Below are 17,773 nucleotides of genomic sequence, written 5' to 3' on the forward strand. Positions count from 1 at the left end.
TTAAACGGAGCGTATAATATCTGCAAAAACACCACTGGCGGTTACTTCGGCTCCTGCACCGGCACCTTTTACAACAAGAGGCTGTTCGGAATATCTTAAAGTTTTGAAGATGACAATATTATCTTTACCGTAAAGGTGGTACAAATCGCTATCCGGAGCGGCATGCTGCAATCCAACTTTGGCTTTTCCGTCTTTAAATGCGGCCGTATATTTTAAGATCTTGCCTTCTTTTTGAGCCTGATTCAGTAAACTTTTAAAATGATCTTCATACTCAGTAAGCTTTACATAAAAGTCTTCTACACTTCCCTGAAGACATTCCTCAGGAAGAAAGCTTTCATTTTCAATATCTTCGAACTGGAGAGCATATCCTGCTTCTCTGGCTAAAATTAAAATCTTGCGGGCTACGTCAGTTCCTGTAAGGTCCAGACGGGGATCCGGTTCTGTATAGCCTTCTTTTTGAGCCTGAGCCACGACTTCTGAAAAGGTTCTGCTTCCATCATAATTATTAAAAACAAAATTTAATGTTCCGCTTAATACAGCATGGATAGACGTAATTTTATCCCCGCTTTTTATCAGATCATTAATGGTTCCAATAACAGGAAGTCCGGCCCCCACATTGGTTTCAAAGTGAAAATTACAATTATGGTTTCGTGCCGTATTTTTTAAAGTTTTATAATGTTCAAAATCCGAGGAAGCAGCGATTTTATTACAGGCCACAATATTGACGCTTCTTTTCAGTAAACTTTCATAAACATCCGGCACCAATGAACTTGCAGTAACATCAATAAATACTGAATTCCGGAGATTTCGCGAGATAATTTCTTCTACAAATCCATGAGGTGATGCTTCTATCCCTTTTTCGCTCCAGTTTTTGAACTCGTCTTCAGGAATTCCTTTATCGGAGAAAAACATTTTCCGGCTGTTTGAAATACCCGCAATCCGTAAATTGATCAAATGATTTTCCTGCAGATAACCATTTTGATCATAAATCTGCTGAACAAGCTTTGAACCTACATTTCCGGTTCCGCAGAGATACAGATGGACCTGCTTGATTTCTGATTCAAAGAATTCCTCATGAAGTATATTGACCGCTTTTCTGGTATCTTTTTCAGAAATAACAATGCTGATATTTCTTTCTGAAGATCCCTGGGCAATAGCTCTGATATTGATGCCGTTATTTCCCAAACACCCGAACATTTTTGCACTGATGCCACTTCTGTTCTTCATGTTTTCTCCTACGAGCGCAACAATGGATAGTCCGGTTTCTATTTTTACCGGGGCCATTCTCTGGAGTTGTATATCATCTTGGAAAGTAGAATTCACTACATTCTCTGCATGAAACACCTCTTTTTCATTAACAGCTATGGTAATGGAATGTTCCGATGAACCCTGGGTAATAAGAATGACATTTATTTTTTCAAAGCTTAAACATTGAAACAGCTTTGCCGAAATTCCCGGAATGCCTACCATTCCACTGCCTTCCAAAGTAAGAAGTGCAATATGGCTCATATTGGAAACTCCTGCTGCTGCCTGTTGCTTTTTGTCTGCAGACTTATTCAGCTTATGGGAAACCAAAGTTCCATGTGCCTCCGGATCAAAAGTGTTTTTAATCTTAAGGTCAATGTTTTTTGCCATCACAGGCTGTATGGATGGGGGATAAAGAACTTTAGCCCCAAAATGGGAAAGTTCCATTGCTTCATGATAAGAAATCTCAGGAATAGGTTTAGCATGGGAAGCCAATCTCGGATCTGCAGTCATCATACCGCTTACATCAGTCCAGATCTGGAGCTCTTCAGCAGAGACAGCGGCTGCAATAATAGCGGCTGTATAATCAGAACCGCCTCTTCCCAATGTTGTCATACTGCCATTCTGATCTTTGGCAATAAAACCAGGCGCGACAATGATCTGGTTTTGATGATTGGCAACATAGTTTTTTAAATTGTCTTCAGTGATTTCAAAATCTACTTTCGCATGGGTGAAACTGCTGTCTGTTCTGATAAGTTCAGCTGCATTCATCCAGATGCAATCTAGTCCTTCGTACTGAAGTCTGGCTGCGATAAGGTTTGACGAAAGAAATTCGCCATACGAGGTGATTCTATCTCTGATCTTATCCGTAAATTCTCCCAATACGTAGATTCCACTGTAGATATCTTCCATATCGTTGAAATGTTTTTTAACAAAGCTTAGCCATGAACTCTGGTCTAAAACAGGGATCAGTTCTTTGACGAGATCCAGATGCTGTTCTTCGAGATCTTTGATGATTGGAATGTAATTTTCGTCTTTAGCAGAGGCATACTCTGCAGCTTTTATAAGGGTGTCGGTAATCCCATGAAGGGCCGAAACTACAACAATAATCCTGCTATGTAAAGATTCTTTTTTAACAATATGTTCTGCCAGAAGGATATTCCGGGCGTTGGCGACAGATGTACCGCCGAATTTTAAGATTTTCATCCAATATGTATTTGAGGTTGGGTAAAACGAAATTGCTGCTCTTTAAAAAAAAGAGTGCGGGTGCAGGAAATGATATGTGAAAATGTACCCCGCTACGGGGTAGTTGTTGTAGTTGTAATCGTTGATGTAGAAACAGAAGATAGCCCCGAAATAAGTAATTCCGGTGTAGAAATATCTGATATGTTTCTTAGAAAGTTCATTCTTTACGAGACAAATGTACAAATTATTTCGAGGTAGCAAAATTAATTATGAGTTTATATTTGTAATATTTAATTCACAATTAATAGATATATTTTAACTGAAAGCTTTGCTTTTTATTGTAGAACGGCTATATTTAGACGCTAAAATAAAATAAGCACGAAAAATTTAAAGAAAATGACCCGAAAACATTTAGGAATGATTAATGGAGCTGCTGCTAATTGTAATACTTGCCCTAAGGGCGGATTTGGCCCTGGTGGTTCTGCAGCAGGCTATACCTATTCATGCGAGGATTACTTTGAAATTGTTCCGTTACGTTGCAGTACCTGCGTGATCGTTAGCTCGGTGTGTTTTCAATAATCAGGGGAAAAGAGAAATGATAAGAACTGTCTGTAAAGGCGGTCTTTTTTTGATGATTACAGTAATCTTTCAAAATGAACCACTTACTCAATATTCAGCTACACCTGTTAATTCTGGTTTGGTTTTAAAATATGTAGACTCCATATTTGTTTAGCATATCAATAAAATGTAAAAAATTAGTGTTAATAATAACCTAAACTCAGAATATTATGAAAAAATTATCAAGAGCAAAATTGAAAACAATTAATGGAGGAGCATGCCCGGGAGGCTGTCCTTATCCTCCCGGAACAGGTTATGGTCCAAGTTATGGTGTTCGTTCGTGTGCAGCCTATCAGACATTATCAAATTGCTGTAAAAATCAGTACTTTTTAGAATGTGTATGCTCTGGAGATCCATGTGGACAGCATTAAGGTAATATGACAATCGGTAATATTGGATTATGAGTAATTGCTTTTATTTAGAGTCGAAGTATTTGCTATATTTATGAACCAAAATAAAATTAATATGAAAAATTTAAAAAAGCTTTCCAGAGAAGAAAAAAGTAAACTCAGTGGCGGATTTACCGAATTGCAGATTGAAGCATGTGGTGGTGCTGCATATGTCTGTTTCCGTGGCGGCGGTGCCTGGGGCTGCTGGAGAAAACCTGGTGGTACCTGCTATGCGCCAATGCTGTAATTAATTAAAGTATCTTCTATTCTTTATGGTTTATTTTTCATGATTTAGGTTTAAAATGCTATATTTATGAACCAAATAAATTAATATGAAAAATCTGAAAAAGTTAAACAGAGGAAATCTGAAATCGGTTAACGGAGGAAATGTCTGTTATGAAAACTGTCCTCCGGGACCTTATGGACCGGGACCGGATTATCCAAAATCATGTGATGATTTTAATGCTTTGCCTGCCTGTTGTAAATTACGGGTCAAGGTAGACTATCTTTGTTCTGGACCATTATAAAAAAAGCACTGTGTGAAAACAGTGCTTTTTTTATCTTATTTAATCAATTTTTTAAAGCTATTTGATGTGTACTCTTTCCCGTTTCTATATCTTTTCTGAAAGTATCTATAAATTTTCCATTGCTTCCTTTATCCTTTGACACAGCTATCAGAAAATAGTTGCCCGAGTTATTTTATTTAGGTGTCTCTATTTCTAATTTTTGATGGATCTATTGTTTGTAAGTTTAAGGTTTTGTAAGATATATGCTCTTCTTCAGTAAATTAAAAAAGGATGCCTCTTTGCTTTGAGACAACCTTTTTCAATACTAGATTGATTAATCCATCAACTTTTTAAGAAGTGGCTAAACATTTTGGCGGACTACCACATACTCCCGGAATGCATACTTCATCGGGTTTACAATAAGTGTCACATTCCCTTGATGTTCCGCCATTGATACTTTTTAGACATTCTTTGTCTAATTTTTTTAAATTTTTCATATGTAAAGATTTTGGTTTGAACCTTAAATATAAAAAAAGTACTGTTCTCACAGTGCTTTTTTTACACTATTACAATGTATTTATTTTTAGTATTTTATTAACTAAATATATCACGTTGTAAAGAAATATTTAGCTAATAATTCAAATGTGTGGGATAAAATAGTTATATTTAAAGCTCAAAAATTAAAATTATTATGAAAAATTTAAAAAAATTAAACAGAAAAGAGTTAGAGAAAGTAAACGGAGCAGCGGGTCCATCAAGATGTTCGGGATGTCCTCAGCATGCTACATTTGGAGATGGCCCTCAGTTTCAGTATCCATGTTCAGCTTATCAGGGACTTCCAGACTATTGTAAAATGTGTGTCCTTGTAAGTATGGAGTGTGTAAATATAGAACCATAAAAAAAAGAGGTACTGTTTTCTAAATATTTATGTAGCAAAGCAGTACCTCTTTTATTATTATTTAATTATTTGATGCTTTTCGAAAGATCCAGCATTGCCTCGATCGGTTTCAAAGCTCTTAAACGAAGCTCTTCGTCGATAAGAATTTCCGGAAGTTCGTATTTCATGCATAAGTATAATTTCTCCATGGTATTACGTTTCATATAGAAACATTCTGAACAGTTACAGCTTTCGTCAAAAACCAGAGCAGGAATCAGTTCTTTGTGTGGAGCACGTTTTCTCATTTCATGAAGAATTCCTTCCTCAGTGGCGATAATGAATTTCTGACAGTCATCTTTTTCTACAAAATTCAGCAGGGCAGAAGTAGAACCAATGAAGTGAGCCAGTTTTAATACGGCTTCTTCACTTTCAGGATGTGCAATCATTTTCGCATCAGGATTGTCTGCCAACTGTTGGGCAATTCTTTCCATAGAAAAAGCTTCATGTACGATGCAGCTTCCATCCCAAAGTATCATATCACGGCCGGTTTTTTTAGATAGATATCTTCCTAGATTTTTATCCGGTGCAAAGATGATTGGTCGGTCTTTCGGCAGGGCTTCAATCACGGTTTCAGCATTTGAGCTGGTTACGATGATGTCACTTTCTGCTTTCGTTTCAGCATTACAGTTGATGTAAGTAGCGATGAGAGCATTAGGATGCTGTTCACGCATTTTTCTCAGACCTTCTCCTGAACATCCGTCTGCCAGAGAGCATCCTGCCATCGTATCGGGAAGAACTACTTTTTTAGTCGGGTTCAGAATTTTGGCAGCTTCTGCCATGAAATGTACTCCGCAGAATACGATCATGTCTGCATTGGTGTCTTTGGCCTGTCTGGCCAGCTGTAAAGAATCTCCCAGGAAGTCTGCGATATCCTGGATTTCTCCCGGCTGGTAATAATGGGCAAGGATCACTGCATTTTTTTCTTCTTTAAGTTTCAGAATAGCTTTCACCAATTCTTCGCCTTGAGGGATTGCTATATCTTTTATATCCAAAAATCCTCTTACAGGAATGGCAGATTTAGCTTTTTCTAATGTTTCGGTACTCATATCAACCTCAATTTTTTTATTATAGAAGTTAGAGATTAGAAATTAAAATTTAGAGTTTTTTTGTGACTTCAATGGGTATATCGGCACAACTAACTTCTAACTTCTAGCATCTAGTTTCTTTCTATAAATTTTTTTATTAAACTTTCTATTTCTATTTTTGCTTCGTCAAGATCGTTATTAATGACGATCCTGTCAAACTCTTTCGCAAAGGTCATTTCTTCTCCTGCCTTTGCTACTCGGGTTTTGATGGTTTCTGCATCATCTGTGTTTCTGGAAATCAATCTTCGTTCCAATTCTTCGATGGAAGGCGGTTCAATGAAAATGGACAGGGCTTTTTCTCCAAAATATTTTTTTAAAGAAATTCCTCCTTTTACATCCACATCAAAAATGACCACTTTTCCGTTGTACCAGATCTTTTCCACTTCCGATTTTAAAGTTCCGTAATATTTGTCAGTATACACTTCTTCATATTCTACAAAAGCATCTTCCGATATTTTCTGTCTGAATTCGTCAGGACTCAAAAAATGATAATCCACGGCATGAGCCTCACTTCCTCTCGGCTGTCTTGTAGTACATGAGATAGAAAATGCCAGTTCAGGAAATGTTTCCAGAGAATGTTTTACTAATGTAGTTTTTCCGCTCCCCGACGGTGCTGAAAATATGATAACTTTATTCATTTAGATTAGAGATTTTTAGATTAGAGATACGAGAACAAACTTCTCTACTCTCTTGTCTATAGGTCTATGGTCTATAATACGTTTAACGTTTGTTCTTTAATTTTTTCCAAATCATCTTTCATCATGACTACCAGTTTCTGGATTTCTGCATGATTGGCTTTTGAACCTAAAGTATTGATCTCTCTTCCGATCTCCTGAGAAATAAAACCAAGTTTTTTCCCGTTGAAATCTTCATTGTCCATTACTTCTTGGTAGTATTTCAAATGCTGTGTAAGTCTTACTTTTTCTTCTGCAATATCCAGTTTCTCTGTAAAATAAGCCATTTCCTGATAGAAACGGGTTTCGTCTACATTTTCAAATTCTTTTAAAGATTTCTGATAACGTTCTTTTACAGCAATGATTCTTTCCTCTTCAAAAGGAATAACTTCAGACAGGTATTTATCAATATTCTGAATATTTCTGGCCAGTTCTTCGTGTAAGATACCTCCTTCTGTCTTTCGGAATTCCATAAAACGATCCACAGCAGCGTGAACGATCTTTGCCAAAGACTCCCATTCACCTTCCGTAAGTTCGTCAGGTCTTGAAGTAATAGCATCAGGAAGTCTTACTGCCATTTTCAGGTATTCAAAGTCTGGTCCGTCAGAAGCGATGTTGCGAAGTTCATTCATATAAGAATCAATTAAGCTTCTATTGATCTTCACATCATTAGTCTCCTCAAGGTTCTCCAAATTGATGTAGCAGTCTACCTTTCCACGGATAATTCTGTCGTTAAGGATTTTTCTGATTTCAAATTCCTTTTCTTTATAACGTAAAGGAACTTTGATATTTAAATCAAAGCTTTTGCTGTTCAATGATTTAATATCTATTGAAATCTTTTTACCTTCAAAAACACCTTCGGCTCTGCCGAATCCGGTCATTGATAAAATCATAGTTTTTTATTGTTGTACAAAGATAAACATTTAAATTAGCACTGTGAAATCGCAGTGATTTGGAAACCACAATTAATGATGAAGATTTTAGATTCCATATGACCTTTAAAAAACAAATAGATAAACTACATATGAAAAATTTGATTTCTGTTGTAGGACCCACTGGAATAGGCAAAACGAGACTTGCAATTGATCTGGCCAACCATTTCAATACCGAAATTGTTTCCTGCGATTCCCGTCAGTTTTTTAAAGAAATGAAAATAGGGACGGCATCGCCATCGGAAGAAGAACTGGCGCAGGCACCTCATCATTTTATTGGGAATCTTTCAGTTAAAGAATACTATTCTATCGGTCAGTATGAGGAAGATGCTTTAAAAAAACTCAATGAACTTTTTGTCAATCATGACACCGTCATTTTGGTAGGTGGAAGTATGATGTATGAAAAAGCAGTTATTGAAGGTTTGAATGATCTGCCTGAAGCTGATGAAGATAATCAGAAAAAATTACAGGAAATCCTTGATACCGATGGAATCGAAAAACTTCAGCAGATTCTTAAAGAGCTCGATCCCGAGTATTTCGAAGTGGTAGATTTTCACAATCACAGAAGACTTTTACGGGCTATTGATGTGATCTGGCAGACCAATAAAAAATATTCCGAACAGATTGCTGTTTCACAGGATTCCAGAGATTTCAACGTGATCCGGATAGGAATTGAAGCGCCCAGAGAAGATCTGTATGACAGAATTAACAAAAGGGTAGACATCATGATGGAAAAAGGGCTTTTGGCAGAAGCGGAAGGTCTGGAGGAATTTAAAGATCTGACCGCTTTGAAAACGGTTGGATATGCAGAATTATTCAAATATTTTGATGGAGAATGGGATCTGGAGTTTGCCGTTTCCGAGATCAAAAAAAACAGCCGAAGATATGCCAAGCGTCAGTTGACGTGGTATAGAAAAGCGGATGATATTCATTATTTGCCATTGGGGTATGCAAAAAAAGACTTCGAAGACTTGCTGGAATGGTTATCTGGACAGTTTTAAAATAAGTTTTTAACTGAGTTCTGAGTTTTCAATTTTTTTTGAACCATTAAGAGGAATTTAAGTTGTTAAGAATATTAAGTTGAGCTTCGCTTTAAGTAGTATCGGCTTAAAAAATCCATTGATTTTCTTAACTAAACTTAATTGCTTCAATGAACTTAATGGTTTAAAACAGGAATTTGTAAGTGCTAATTCAGAGAATTTTTAACGCAAAGTTTAATTATTATAGTATATATTTAAAAGAGCAAAGAGAGAATCAATTTCAATTGATTCGACTAAGCTGGCGTATATCAGGTCGCTTAAACAACGGCTCTGCCGTAATCTTTGCAAATCTCAAAATAACACGTTTACACAGTAAGCCTTTGCGTTAAAAAATGCGGTCCCTGAACCAGAGACCGCACCAAAAACAATATAATTAAATTGACTACTTCCAACCGCCACCAAGAGCTCTGTAAAGATCCACAATGCTGCTTAGTCTCTGTCTTTTTACAGACGCAAGATTCAGTTCAGCCTGCAGAGAATTTCCCTGAGCTGTAATCACTTCCAGATAATTGGCCATACCGCCCTTGTAAAGCATTTCTGCACTTTTTATTCCGTTTTTTAACGTTGTAACCTGCTCTGTTGCTTTCTGTTCCTGAACTTTCAGGCTTTCGTTAGATACCAAAGCATCGGAAACCTCACCCACTGCATTTAAAACAGATTGGCGAAAAGCCAATACGTTTTTCTCTCTTTGGATTTTTGCCACATTCAGATCCGTTTTCAATTGTCTTTTCTGGAAAATAGGCTGGGTGATTCCTCCTAATACAGATCCGAACAAAGATGCCGGAATCTGAAACCAGTTATCAATTTTAAATGAATTCACACCGCCGTTTGCTGTGATTTTCAAGGCAGGATACATATTAGCCTGAGCAATTCCCACCATTGAATTGGACTCCAAGAGAACCAGTTCCTGCTGACGCACATCCGGACGACGGCTTACCATCGCTGCAGGAAGTCCTGCTGAAATATTCTGAGGAAGAGAAGTGTCAGACATTTCAATCGTTCTGTTGACTTTATTTGGATTTTCACCCACAAGAATACTCAAAGCATTTTCCTGAATGGCAATATTTTGTTCCAACTGAGTGATCAGAAGTTCTGTAGACTGTTTCTGAGCAGTAGCCTGCTGAACACCTAAAGAAGTGGTATCACCGCTTTGCCACATTTTTTCAGTAATAGAAAGGGTATTATTGCTTAATTCCAGATTTGATTGGGCAATCTGCATCTGCTTATCAAGCATCAGTAAATTATAATATCCCTGGGCGATAGCTGCAACCACCTGTGTCTGTACCGCTTTTGTAGCTTCATACGTTTGCAGATACTGCATTCTTGACACTTCCTGCTGGTTTTTGATCTTCCCCCAGATATCAGCTTCCCATGAAAGGTTGAATGCTGCATTATAATCTTCAACATGGTTCTGACCTAAAAAAGAATTTAAGCTTTTCCCGTTCATACTGTTTTCTGAAGGTTTTGAAATTTGCGCCGAAACACCAAAGCCTACATCAGGATATTGAAGATATTTTGCCTGTTTGAGTTTTTCCTGTGAAGAAGCCACCTGTTTCAAAGCAATCTGAAGATCATAGTTATTTTTAATTCCTTTTTCAATCAATCCCTGTAAAATAGGATCGCTGAAAAACTGTTTCCATTCCAGGTTGGCAATGCTTGCTGTATCAGCAGTAGCTGTGTACTGGAATTTTTCCGGAAGCTGGAGGTCCGGCTCTGTGTATGCCAGTTTGGACACACATGAGACCGCGCCTAAAGCTAATATAAGGGTTAGAATAAAATTCTTAATTCTTTTCATAGTTTTAAATAGACTTTTAATTGAAAACAAAACTTTGAGATTTGTTGAAAAACAAACATGTCTTTAGTAGAAGAAATTGTTTTGCTTTTATTGAACCATTAAGAATATTGAAGGAATTAAGCTTAGTTAAGAAAATCAAATGATTTTTAAGTCCACATCACTTAAAGCGGAGCTCATCTTAATATTCTTAATCTCTTAATAAAAACCTTAATGGTTATAAAAAATATGGTTTTAATATCTCAAAGTTTTGTATATCATATATATTAGTGAGCAGTAGCCAGAAGTTCTTCCTGCTGTTTTTTCAGAAGTCTTTTCTTTTTTCTGCTTGGCATTTTTTCATGCAGGTACTGGAAGATCACGTACATTACCGGAATGATGAAAATCCCGAATACCACACCTGTAAACATTCCTCCTACGGTACTGATACCGATGGAATGGTTACCTTTTGCCGCAGCTCCCTGGCTCCAAACCAGTGGAAGCATCCCGATGATGAAGGCAAATGATGTCATCAGAATTGGTCTCAAACGTAATCTTGAAGCCTGAAGAGCGGACTCAATCAATGTTTTTCCTGCTTTTCTTCGCTGCACAGCAAATTCCACAATCAGAATCGCATTTTTGGCCAAGAGTCCTACAAGCATGATCAAACCAACCTGAACGTAAATATTATTGTCAATTCCAGCTAACCCCGTGAAAGCAAATACTCCAAAAATCCCTGTAGGAACTGTCAGAATAACAGCAAAAGGAAGAATGTAACTTTCATACTGAGCGGCCAATAAGAAATACACAAATAGTATACTTAAGAAGAATACAAATGCAGTTTGTCCACCTGTCTTGATTTCCTCACGGGTAATTCCCGTCCATTCATATCCATATCCTCTTGGTAATGATTTCTGAGCTACTTCTTCTACGGCTTTAATGGCATCTCCGGTACTGTAACCAGGTTTGGGAGTTCCGTTAATGGTTACCGCGTTGAACAGGTTATTTCTCGTCACTGTTTCAGGTCCGAAAGTTCTTTGCAAAGTAACCAAAGTCTTTACAGGAACCATTTCACCTGATTTATTTTTAACATAAATTCCTTCCAGAGAATTCGCATCGGTACGATAAGGAATATCCGCCTGAGCCATTACTCTGTAATATTTTCCAAATCTGTTGAAATCTGAAACGAAACTACTTCCGTAATAGATCTGCATAGTCTGCATCAATTCCGTAATAGAAACTCCCAATTGATTCGCTTTATCAGCATCTACATCTATTGTGTACTGTGGATTTCCTGCGGCATACGTGGTAAAGGCGAATGCAATTTCCGGACGTTTCATCAATTCTCCGATGAAGGCTTGAGTGGTTGTTCCTAACTGTTCAAAAGAACCGTTGGTTTTATCCTGAAGCATAAATTCAAAACCGGAAACGTTACCAAAACCTTGTACAGTAGGGAAGTTGAAGAAGAATGCGTTGGCATCTTTCACTTGTGACACTTTTCCCGTCAATGCTGCTGCAATTTGATCAGGATCTTTCATTTCGCCACGGTCTTCATAATCTTTAAGCTTAATGAAACCTGCAGAATAAGGAGAAGCGTTGGCATTACTGATAAAGTTCATTCCATCTGCTACCCAAAGGTGCTTCATCGCTTTTTCAGCATTGACAATTTTATCAATCTGTTCAGTAGCTCTGTTGGTTCTGTCCAGTGAACTTCCCGGAGGCGTATTTACGGCATACAAAACAAATCCCTGGTCTTCCGTTGGAATAAATCCTGTAGGAGCTTTATTGATCAGGAAAACACTTGCAGCAATAATAATAGCTAAACCTCCTACGGCAACCCATTTGTTTTTAATTAAAAACTTAAGGCTGTAAATGTACTTTTTGGTCATATTACTAAAGGCCACATTGAACGCGTTGAAAAACTTCGCTCCAAAACCTTTTTTATGATTGTGCTCACCATGTTCTCCCTGAGGATCATTTAATAGTAATGCACAAAGAGCCGGGCTTAATGTTAATGCATTGACTGCTGAGATCATGATAGCGATTACCAATGTAAAGGCAAACTGTCTGTAGAAAACCCCCGCAGGACCCTGCATGAAACCAACCGGAATAAATACGGCACACATCACCAAAGTAATGGAAATGATCGCGCCGGAAATTTCACTCATAGAGTTGGTCGTGGCTTGCTCCACCGGCATTCCAGTCTGTTCCATTTTGGAATGGACAGCCTCTACCACAACGATGGCATCATCCACCACAATACCGATGGCGAGTACCAAGGCGAACAAGGTCAACATATTGATACTGAATCCAAATAATTGCAGGAAGAAAAAGGTACCGATAATGGCAACCGGAACTGCAATCGCGGGAATTAATGTAGATCTGAAATCCTGAAGGAAAATGTATACTACAATAAATACCAGGATGAATGCAATCACCAAAGTTTCAACGACCTGATGAATAGAAGCATCAAGGAAGTCTTTGGAGTTGTACATAATGATGGGCTTTACTCCTTTGGGAAGCGTGGTCGAAAACTGATCTACCTGCTTTTCAATTTCGGTAAGAATTTCATTTGCATTGGAACCTGCAGTTTGAAGAATAGCGAAACCTGCTACAGGTTTACCGTCCACTCTGTTGGCTGCTGTATACGTATAGGAACCGAATTCTACTCTTGCTACATCTTTTAACCTTAAAAATGAACCGTCATTATTGGCTTTAATAGCAATGTTTTCGTAGTCCTCGTTTTTGCTTAATTTACCTTTATACTTTAAAATATATTCGTAAGTTTCCTTACTTCCCTGCCCAAGACGTCCTGGTGCAGCTTCAAGATTATGATCTTTGATAGCAGCCATCACTTCCTGTGGAGAAAGATTATTAGCAGCTAATCGATCTGGCTTTAACCAAATTCTCATCGAGTAATCCCTCGTTCCGAAAACCTGAGCCTGAGCAACACCGGGAATACGCTGTATCTGAGGAATGATGTTGATTTTAAGATAGTTTTGAAGAAACAGTTCGTCGTATTGCTTAGGATCATCACTTGACAATCCCATAAACATGATCATACTGTTCTGTACTTTCTGCGTGGAGATTCCGGCCTGAACTACCTCCTGAGGAAGCTGGCTCATAGCTTTAGATACACGGTTCTGAACATTTACTGCAGCATTATCCGCATCTGAGCCCTGTTTGAAAAATACACTCAGGGTCATGGTACCGTCGTTACTTGAGTTGGAGGTCATGTAAGTCATGTTCTCAACTCCATTCACTGCTTCTTCAATAGGAACAGCAACAGAGCGGGCTACAACTTCTGCGTTCGCACCCGGATAAAAAGCGGTTACCTGAACGCTTGGTGGTGCAATATCCGGAAATAGCGTAATCGGCAGGTTGAAAACCGAAAGGGCTCCCAGCAATAGCAGTATAATGGAGATGACCGTTGAAAGTACCGGTCTTTCTATAAATTGTTTTAACATAAGAAGTTTATTTTTTTAAGTCTTCTATATTCGGAATAGATGACAAAGGTTTAGCTCTCAATAGGCTGTCCGATGAGATCGCTTTTGGCTTGATAGAAGCTCCGTCCTTTAAGTTTCCGATTCCGGTGTATACGATTTTCTCTCCGGGAGAAAGTCCTTCAGAAACAAAGTAATAGCTTTCGGTTTTTCCTGAGATTTTAATCGGTTTGCTGGTTACTTTGTTGTCTTTACCTAAAATATAGACATAGGTTTTATCCTGAATTTCAAAAGTAGATTCCTGTGGAACGACCAGAACATTGGAAAGCATCTGAGGCATACGCACTCTTCCTGTATTTCCTGTTCTTAAAGAACCTTTGGTATTAGGGAAAACGGCACGAACGGTGATGGCTCCGGTAGTTTTATCAAACTGTCCGTCTACAATACTCATTTTTCCTTTTTCAGGGTAAGTACTGTTGTCTGCGATCACCAGGTCTACCATTGGCATATTCTTCAGCTTTTCATCTAAAGTTGCTCCGGGATATTTGTTCTGAAACGCAATAAAATCCAGTTCACTTAAAGAGAAGTAAGCATAAATTTCGCTGATATCCGATAATAGTGTCAATGGGCTTGGATCTGTTCTTGAAATCAGGCTTCCTTTTTTGTAAGGAATTCTTCCGATGTATCCGCTTACCGGTGCTGTGATGGTGGTAAATCCTACATTGATTCTGGCACCACCTACGGAAGCTTGTGCCTGTGATGCTGCGGCTACTGCGGCTGCATAGTTTGCTTTTGCCGTTTTCATCTGTACATCGGAAACTACTTTCGCAGCTACCAATGGCTGAAGTCTGTCAACTTCTACTTTAGCTTTTTGAATATTGGCATTGGCAACCTGTAAATTGGCCTGAGCCATATTCATTTGCTCGCCATATGCTCTTGAATCTATTTTAAATAAAGGCTGTCCGGCTCTTACGTAAGCGCCTTCTTCAACGTAGATCCTGTCCAGGTATCCATCTACCTGAGATCTGATTTCTACATTGTTTTTACCTTCCAGTGCGGTAGGGAATTCCTGATATGTTGTAGCTGGAGAGGTGATCACGGTGTAAACCGGAAGTTCCGGAGCAGGCGGTGCTGCATTGGAACCTTCTGCTGCTTGGGTACAGTTCTGCAAAAGGATAATACTTGATATAAGTACGATAAACCTTATTTTTCCAGGTATTTTCATTGTTGGTTTAATTTTTTTAATGAAGTGTTAGATTTAAGTAATAGTGTTCTTTTAAATAATTTCTGTTATTTTTCCTAACGGTGTTAATAATTAGTTCAAAAAAAATTCCAGAATTTTTAATAAACGAGTCAGATCGTCATTTTCATAGTAGCTGTCTGTTTTTTTTAATGTTGGTTTGTCTTTAAGATGAGGTATATTAAGTGTGTGTTAATTTATCTAACAGTGTTAAGCTTTATGATAAAAGCCTCCTGCAATTTTAAATAATAGTTTCCATTGGTACTTTTTTTAATTTTTTAAATGAATCTTTAACTGATATCCGATGTTATTTTTCCTAACGCTGTTAATTTTAAGTTCAAAAAAAATTTACAAAGACTTAACGAAAGCTGAAACGGTTTCGTCCAGAGTCGTTTTATTCATCGTGGAAGGAATATCAGAATTTCGCATCATCATAATAGAGATCAGACCGTGCACCGCCGAAAATAAGGCGTGAGACATATGACAGGCATTGTCGGGATTAGATCCGTTCTTCTTAATAATGTTGTAGGTACATTCATAGATCAGGTCCTGAAATGATGAAAATTCTTCTTTCATCTGGCCTTTACCGCTGCACTGCATTCCCAAACCGAACATCAGTTGATAGTATTCTTTATTTTTAAAAGCAAAATTCCAGTAAGCATCTACTATAGCAATAAGCTGCTCTTCGGGAGTTTCAAATTTGCTCTGAGCTTTTAATAATTCTATATGAAGGCAGTGAAAGCCGTTTATAGAAATTTCATACAAGATCGCTTCTTTGTTTTCAAAATAATCATAGACTACAGGAGCACTGTACTCAATGGCATCTGCAATCTTACGCATTGACAATGAAGCCCAGCCCTCTGTTTTAGCCAAACCGAAAGCCGCCTGCAAAATATTTGCACGGATGGATTCTTTCTCTCTTTGACGACGTTCATGTAGGCCCATGATATTTATTTACTAACGGTGTTAGCAAAACTACAAACTTTTAGTCATAACTTCCAAATAATATTTGATAATTAACATTTAACGCAAGTTTATAAATCCGCAGATTGGCTTGTATGAAAAAGAAACTTTATATTTGCCATTAAAGAAAATATAGGATATGAATACTCCCTCAAATATGTTGGCCCTAGGAACTAAAGCTCCGTTTTTCGAGCTTCCGAACCCTTCAAAAACTAATGAGATCCAATCTCTTGACGAACTGAAAGGAGAGAAAGGAACACTGGTGATCTTTATGTGCAACCATTGTCCGTTTGTTCTTCACGTGATCGATAAGATCAACGAACTGTATGAAGACTACAATGAAAAAGGAATTGAATTCATTGCGATCAATGCTAATAATGTAGAAAAATATCCGGCTGATGCTCCGGAAAAAATGATAGAATTCCAAATCGAAAGAAATTTTGATTTTCCATATCTGTATGACGAAAGCCAGGCCGTAGCAAAAGCTTATGATGCAGCCTGCACACCGGATTTCTATTTCTTTGATGATAAATTAGACCTTATCTATAGAGGACAAATGGATGATTCAAGACCTGGGAACAACAAAGACGTAACCGGAGAAGATCTGATCATTGCTTTTGAAAATCTTTTGTTAGGAGAACCTCAGGAAGAGATTCAGAAACCAAGCATGGGATGCAATATCAAATGGAAGTAATGCTGTAAATGGTTGAAATTTTTAACCATCATATATATAAGTATAAAGCTGTTCTTTTTAAGAGCAGCTTTTTTTACCCCTAGTAAGATTTAAAATCTTGCCAGGGATAAAAAAATTAAAAGCTGGCTTTAAACTTAACCTCATTCTCAACTTTCAAATCTACACTCACTTTATTATGAGAATAGTTTTTGATAAACTCAGAAGGTGTCTTTTCCGTATACTTCTTAAACATCCGGTTGAAGTAAGTCACATTATTAAACCCGCAGCTATAACTGCATTCTGAGATGCTTTTATCCTGAGCCATCAGCAGACAGGCTTTATTGATGCGATACCGGTTCACAAATTCTGTAAAGGTGATCTGGGTCGCTTTTTTAAAGAAATTACAGAAAGCTGGCAGTGTCAGATTGGCCAGTTTGGCTACCTCTTCAATATTGATTTCTTTATCGTAATTGTGCTCTACATAAGTAAAGATATTTTCCAGTCTTGTTTTATTTTTTGAAATAATGGTATATGGCATAATTTCCTTGTTCAAAAGATCATAATCCTTATATTTTGAAAGTTCAAATAGAATATCAAGCAATAGTAAATATCTTTTATAGCCTTCCGATTCCAGCATCAGTTTCAGCTTGGGGAGCATTACTTTTTTGATTTTATGGGGAAAGTGGATCCCATATTTAGAAAGCTCCAGCAAATTTTTAATAGATCTTGCTTCCACTTCCTGTTCCGGAAACTGGAGAATATCTTCTCTGAACTGAAGCACAATTTCCTCATGTGGATCTGTTGAATTTAATCCAAATCCCGAATGGGGAATATTGGAACCGATTAAAACCAGATCGCCGTTGGTATAATTGCTTTTGTGATAGCCAACATGGCGGGTGCCGTTCCCGGAAGTGACACAAACCAACTCGATTTCCGGATGATAATGATACTGCCATTTGAATTCGCTGATGGGCGAATTGTTGTGCAGGGTACGGAAGGAGCTCTTTTCGCTGGGGATTATTCTTTCAAAACTGACTTTCATCTAATTAATCATATTTAATCAATAAAAATA

General features: G+C 37.7%; 15 protein-coding genes. 6 read left to right on the forward strand and 9 right to left on the reverse strand.

Annotated features, from left to right (window positions below; translation table 11 throughout):
• Positions 1-2,451, reverse strand: a complete 2,451-nt coding sequence (thrA, locus tag NZD88_RS08670; protein ID WP_259828751.1) for a bifunctional aspartate kinase/homoserine dehydrogenase I — start codon at positions 2,449-2,451, stop codon at positions 1-3.
• 767 nt (positions 2,452-3,218) lie between these two features.
• Here thrA and NZD88_RS08675 point away from each other — a divergent pair.
• From NZD88_RS08675 to NZD88_RS08690, 4 genes are all read left to right on the forward strand, one after another.
• The gene (locus NZD88_RS08675) at positions 3,219-3,419 is read left to right on the forward strand and encodes a hypothetical protein (RefSeq protein ID WP_259828752.1); all 201 of its coding nucleotides are present in this window, start codon (positions 3,219-3,221) and stop codon (positions 3,417-3,419) included.
• 94 nt (positions 3,420-3,513) lie between these two features.
• Positions 3,514-3,684 carry a bacteriocin-like protein gene (locus NZD88_RS08680; protein ID WP_259828753.1) on the forward strand — a complete coding sequence of 57 codons (171 nt, stop codon included), beginning with the start codon at positions 3,514-3,516 and terminating at the stop codon, positions 3,682-3,684.
• Between the two features lie 85 nt (positions 3,685-3,769).
• The gene (locus NZD88_RS08685; protein ID WP_259828754.1) at positions 3,770-3,964 is read left to right on the forward strand and encodes a bacteriocin-like protein; all 195 of its coding nucleotides are present in this window, start codon (positions 3,770-3,772) and stop codon (positions 3,962-3,964) included.
• Between the two features lie 670 nt (positions 3,965-4,634).
• Complete coding sequence (locus NZD88_RS08690; protein WP_259828755.1) at positions 4,635-4,841, forward strand: bacteriocin-like protein; 207 nt, start codon at positions 4,635-4,637, stop codon at positions 4,839-4,841.
• Between the two features lie 65 nt (positions 4,842-4,906).
• Here NZD88_RS08690 and nadA read toward each other — a convergent pair whose 3' ends face one another.
• The 3 genes from nadA to NZD88_RS08705 all read right to left on the reverse strand — a co-directional run bounded on the left by nadA (position 4,907) and on the right by NZD88_RS08705 (position 7,532).
• Positions 4,907-5,926, reverse strand: coding sequence for a quinolinate synthase NadA (nadA, locus tag NZD88_RS08695; RefSeq protein WP_047452126.1), 1,020 nt, complete (start codon positions 5,924-5,926; stop codon positions 4,907-4,909).
• A gap of 110 nt (positions 5,927-6,036) precedes the next feature.
• Positions 6,037-6,603: a guanylate kinase gene (gmk, locus tag NZD88_RS08700; protein ID WP_259828756.1), complete on the reverse strand. Its 567-nt coding sequence runs from the start codon at positions 6,601-6,603 to the stop codon at positions 6,037-6,039.
• A 71-nt stretch (positions 6,604-6,674) separates the two neighbouring features.
• Positions 6,675-7,532 carry a YicC family protein gene (locus NZD88_RS08705; RefSeq protein ID WP_169235749.1) on the reverse strand — a complete coding sequence of 286 codons (858 nt, stop codon included), beginning with the start codon at positions 7,530-7,532 and terminating at the stop codon, positions 6,675-6,677.
• Positions 7,533-7,663: 131 nt separating this feature from the next.
• Here NZD88_RS08705 and miaA point away from each other — a divergent pair, with 131 nt between their 5' ends.
• Positions 7,664-8,572, forward strand: coding sequence for a tRNA (adenosine(37)-N6)-dimethylallyltransferase MiaA (gene miaA, locus NZD88_RS08710; RefSeq protein ID WP_259828757.1), 909 nt, complete (start codon positions 7,664-7,666; stop codon positions 8,570-8,572).
• Positions 8,573-8,993: 421 nt separating this feature from the next.
• On the opposite strand, the gene NZD88_RS08715 is transcribed toward miaA, so the two are convergent.
• The 4 genes from NZD88_RS08715 to NZD88_RS08730 all read right to left on the reverse strand — a co-directional run bounded on the left by NZD88_RS08715 (position 8,994) and on the right by NZD88_RS08730 (position 16,010).
• Complete coding sequence (locus NZD88_RS08715; RefSeq protein WP_259828758.1) at positions 8,994-10,406, reverse strand: efflux transporter outer membrane subunit; 1,413 nt, start codon at positions 10,404-10,406, stop codon at positions 8,994-8,996.
• 263 nt (positions 10,407-10,669) lie between these two features.
• Positions 10,670-13,849, reverse strand: coding sequence for an efflux RND transporter permease subunit (locus tag NZD88_RS08720; RefSeq protein ID WP_259828759.1), 3,180 nt, complete (start codon positions 13,847-13,849; stop codon positions 10,670-10,672).
• Positions 13,850-13,856: 7 nt separating this feature from the next.
• Positions 13,857-15,050 (reverse strand): efflux RND transporter periplasmic adaptor subunit, encoded by a 1,194-nt coding sequence (locus NZD88_RS08725; RefSeq protein ID WP_259828760.1) that lies wholly within the window; start codon positions 15,048-15,050, stop codon positions 13,857-13,859.
• 363 nt (positions 15,051-15,413) lie between these two features.
• Positions 15,414-16,010 (reverse strand): TetR/AcrR family transcriptional regulator, encoded by a 597-nt coding sequence (locus NZD88_RS08730; protein WP_259828761.1) that lies wholly within the window; start codon positions 16,008-16,010, stop codon positions 15,414-15,416.
• 157 nt (positions 16,011-16,167) lie between these two features.
• On the opposite strand from NZD88_RS08730, the gene NZD88_RS08735 reads away from it, so the two are divergent.
• Positions 16,168-16,722, forward strand: coding sequence for a thioredoxin family protein (locus tag NZD88_RS08735; RefSeq protein WP_073334406.1), 555 nt, complete (start codon positions 16,168-16,170; stop codon positions 16,720-16,722).
• A 115-nt stretch (positions 16,723-16,837) separates the two neighbouring features.
• On the opposite strand, the gene NZD88_RS08740 is transcribed toward NZD88_RS08735, so the two are convergent.
• Positions 16,838-17,743: an AraC family transcriptional regulator gene (locus NZD88_RS08740; RefSeq protein WP_259828762.1), complete on the reverse strand. Its 906-nt coding sequence runs from the start codon at positions 17,741-17,743 to the stop codon at positions 16,838-16,840.
• Positions 17,744-17,773: the final 30 nt, after the last annotated feature.

Origin of the sequence: Chryseobacterium pyrolae (genome assembly GCF_025153485.1) — a bacterium.
Taxonomy (GTDB): domain Bacteria; phylum Bacteroidota; class Bacteroidia; order Flavobacteriales; family Weeksellaceae; genus Chryseobacterium; species Chryseobacterium antibioticum.

Coding starts and splice junctions, on each gene's coding strand:
- NZD88_RS08685 (WP_259828754.1), top strand. CDS start 3,770: ATGAAAAATCTGAAAAAGTTAAACAGAGGAAATCTGAAATCGGTTAAC.
- NZD88_RS08720 (WP_259828759.1), bottom strand. CDS start 13,849: ATGTTAAAACAATTTATAGAAAGACCGGTACTTTCAACGGTCATCTCC.
- thrA (WP_259828751.1), bottom strand. CDS start 2,451: ATGAAAATCTTAAAATTCGGCGGTACATCTGTCGCCAACGCCCGGAAT.
- NZD88_RS08740 (WP_259828762.1), bottom strand. CDS start 17,743: ATGAAAGTCAGTTTTGAAAGAATAATCCCCAGCGAAAAGAGCTCCTTC.
- NZD88_RS08715 (WP_259828758.1), bottom strand. CDS start 10,406: ATGAAAAGAATTAAGAATTTTATTCTAACCCTTATATTAGCTTTAGGC.
- nadA (WP_047452126.1), bottom strand. CDS start 5,926: ATGAGTACCGAAACATTAGAAAAAGCTAAATCTGCCATTCCTGTAAGA.
- NZD88_RS08730 (WP_259828761.1), bottom strand. CDS start 16,010: ATGGGCCTACATGAACGTCGTCAAAGAGAGAAAGAATCCATCCGTGCA.
- NZD88_RS08735 (WP_073334406.1), top strand. CDS start 16,168: ATGAATACTCCCTCAAATATGTTGGCCCTAGGAACTAAAGCTCCGTTT.
- NZD88_RS08725 (WP_259828760.1), bottom strand. CDS start 15,050: ATGAAAATACCTGGAAAAATAAGGTTTATCGTACTTATATCAAGTATT.
- NZD88_RS08705 (WP_169235749.1), bottom strand. CDS start 7,532: ATGATTTTATCAATGACCGGATTCGGCAGAGCCGAAGGTGTTTTTGAA.
- NZD88_RS08675 (WP_259828752.1), top strand. CDS start 3,219: ATGAAAAAATTATCAAGAGCAAAATTGAAAACAATTAATGGAGGAGCA.
- gmk (WP_259828756.1), bottom strand. CDS start 6,603: ATGAATAAAGTTATCATATTTTCAGCACCGTCGGGGAGCGGAAAAACT.
- miaA (WP_259828757.1), top strand. CDS start 7,664: ATGAAAAATTTGATTTCTGTTGTAGGACCCACTGGAATAGGCAAAACG.
- NZD88_RS08690 (WP_259828755.1), top strand. CDS start 4,635: ATGAAAAATTTAAAAAAATTAAACAGAAAAGAGTTAGAGAAAGTAAAC.
- NZD88_RS08680 (WP_259828753.1), top strand. CDS start 3,514: ATGAAAAATTTAAAAAAGCTTTCCAGAGAAGAAAAAAGTAAACTCAGT.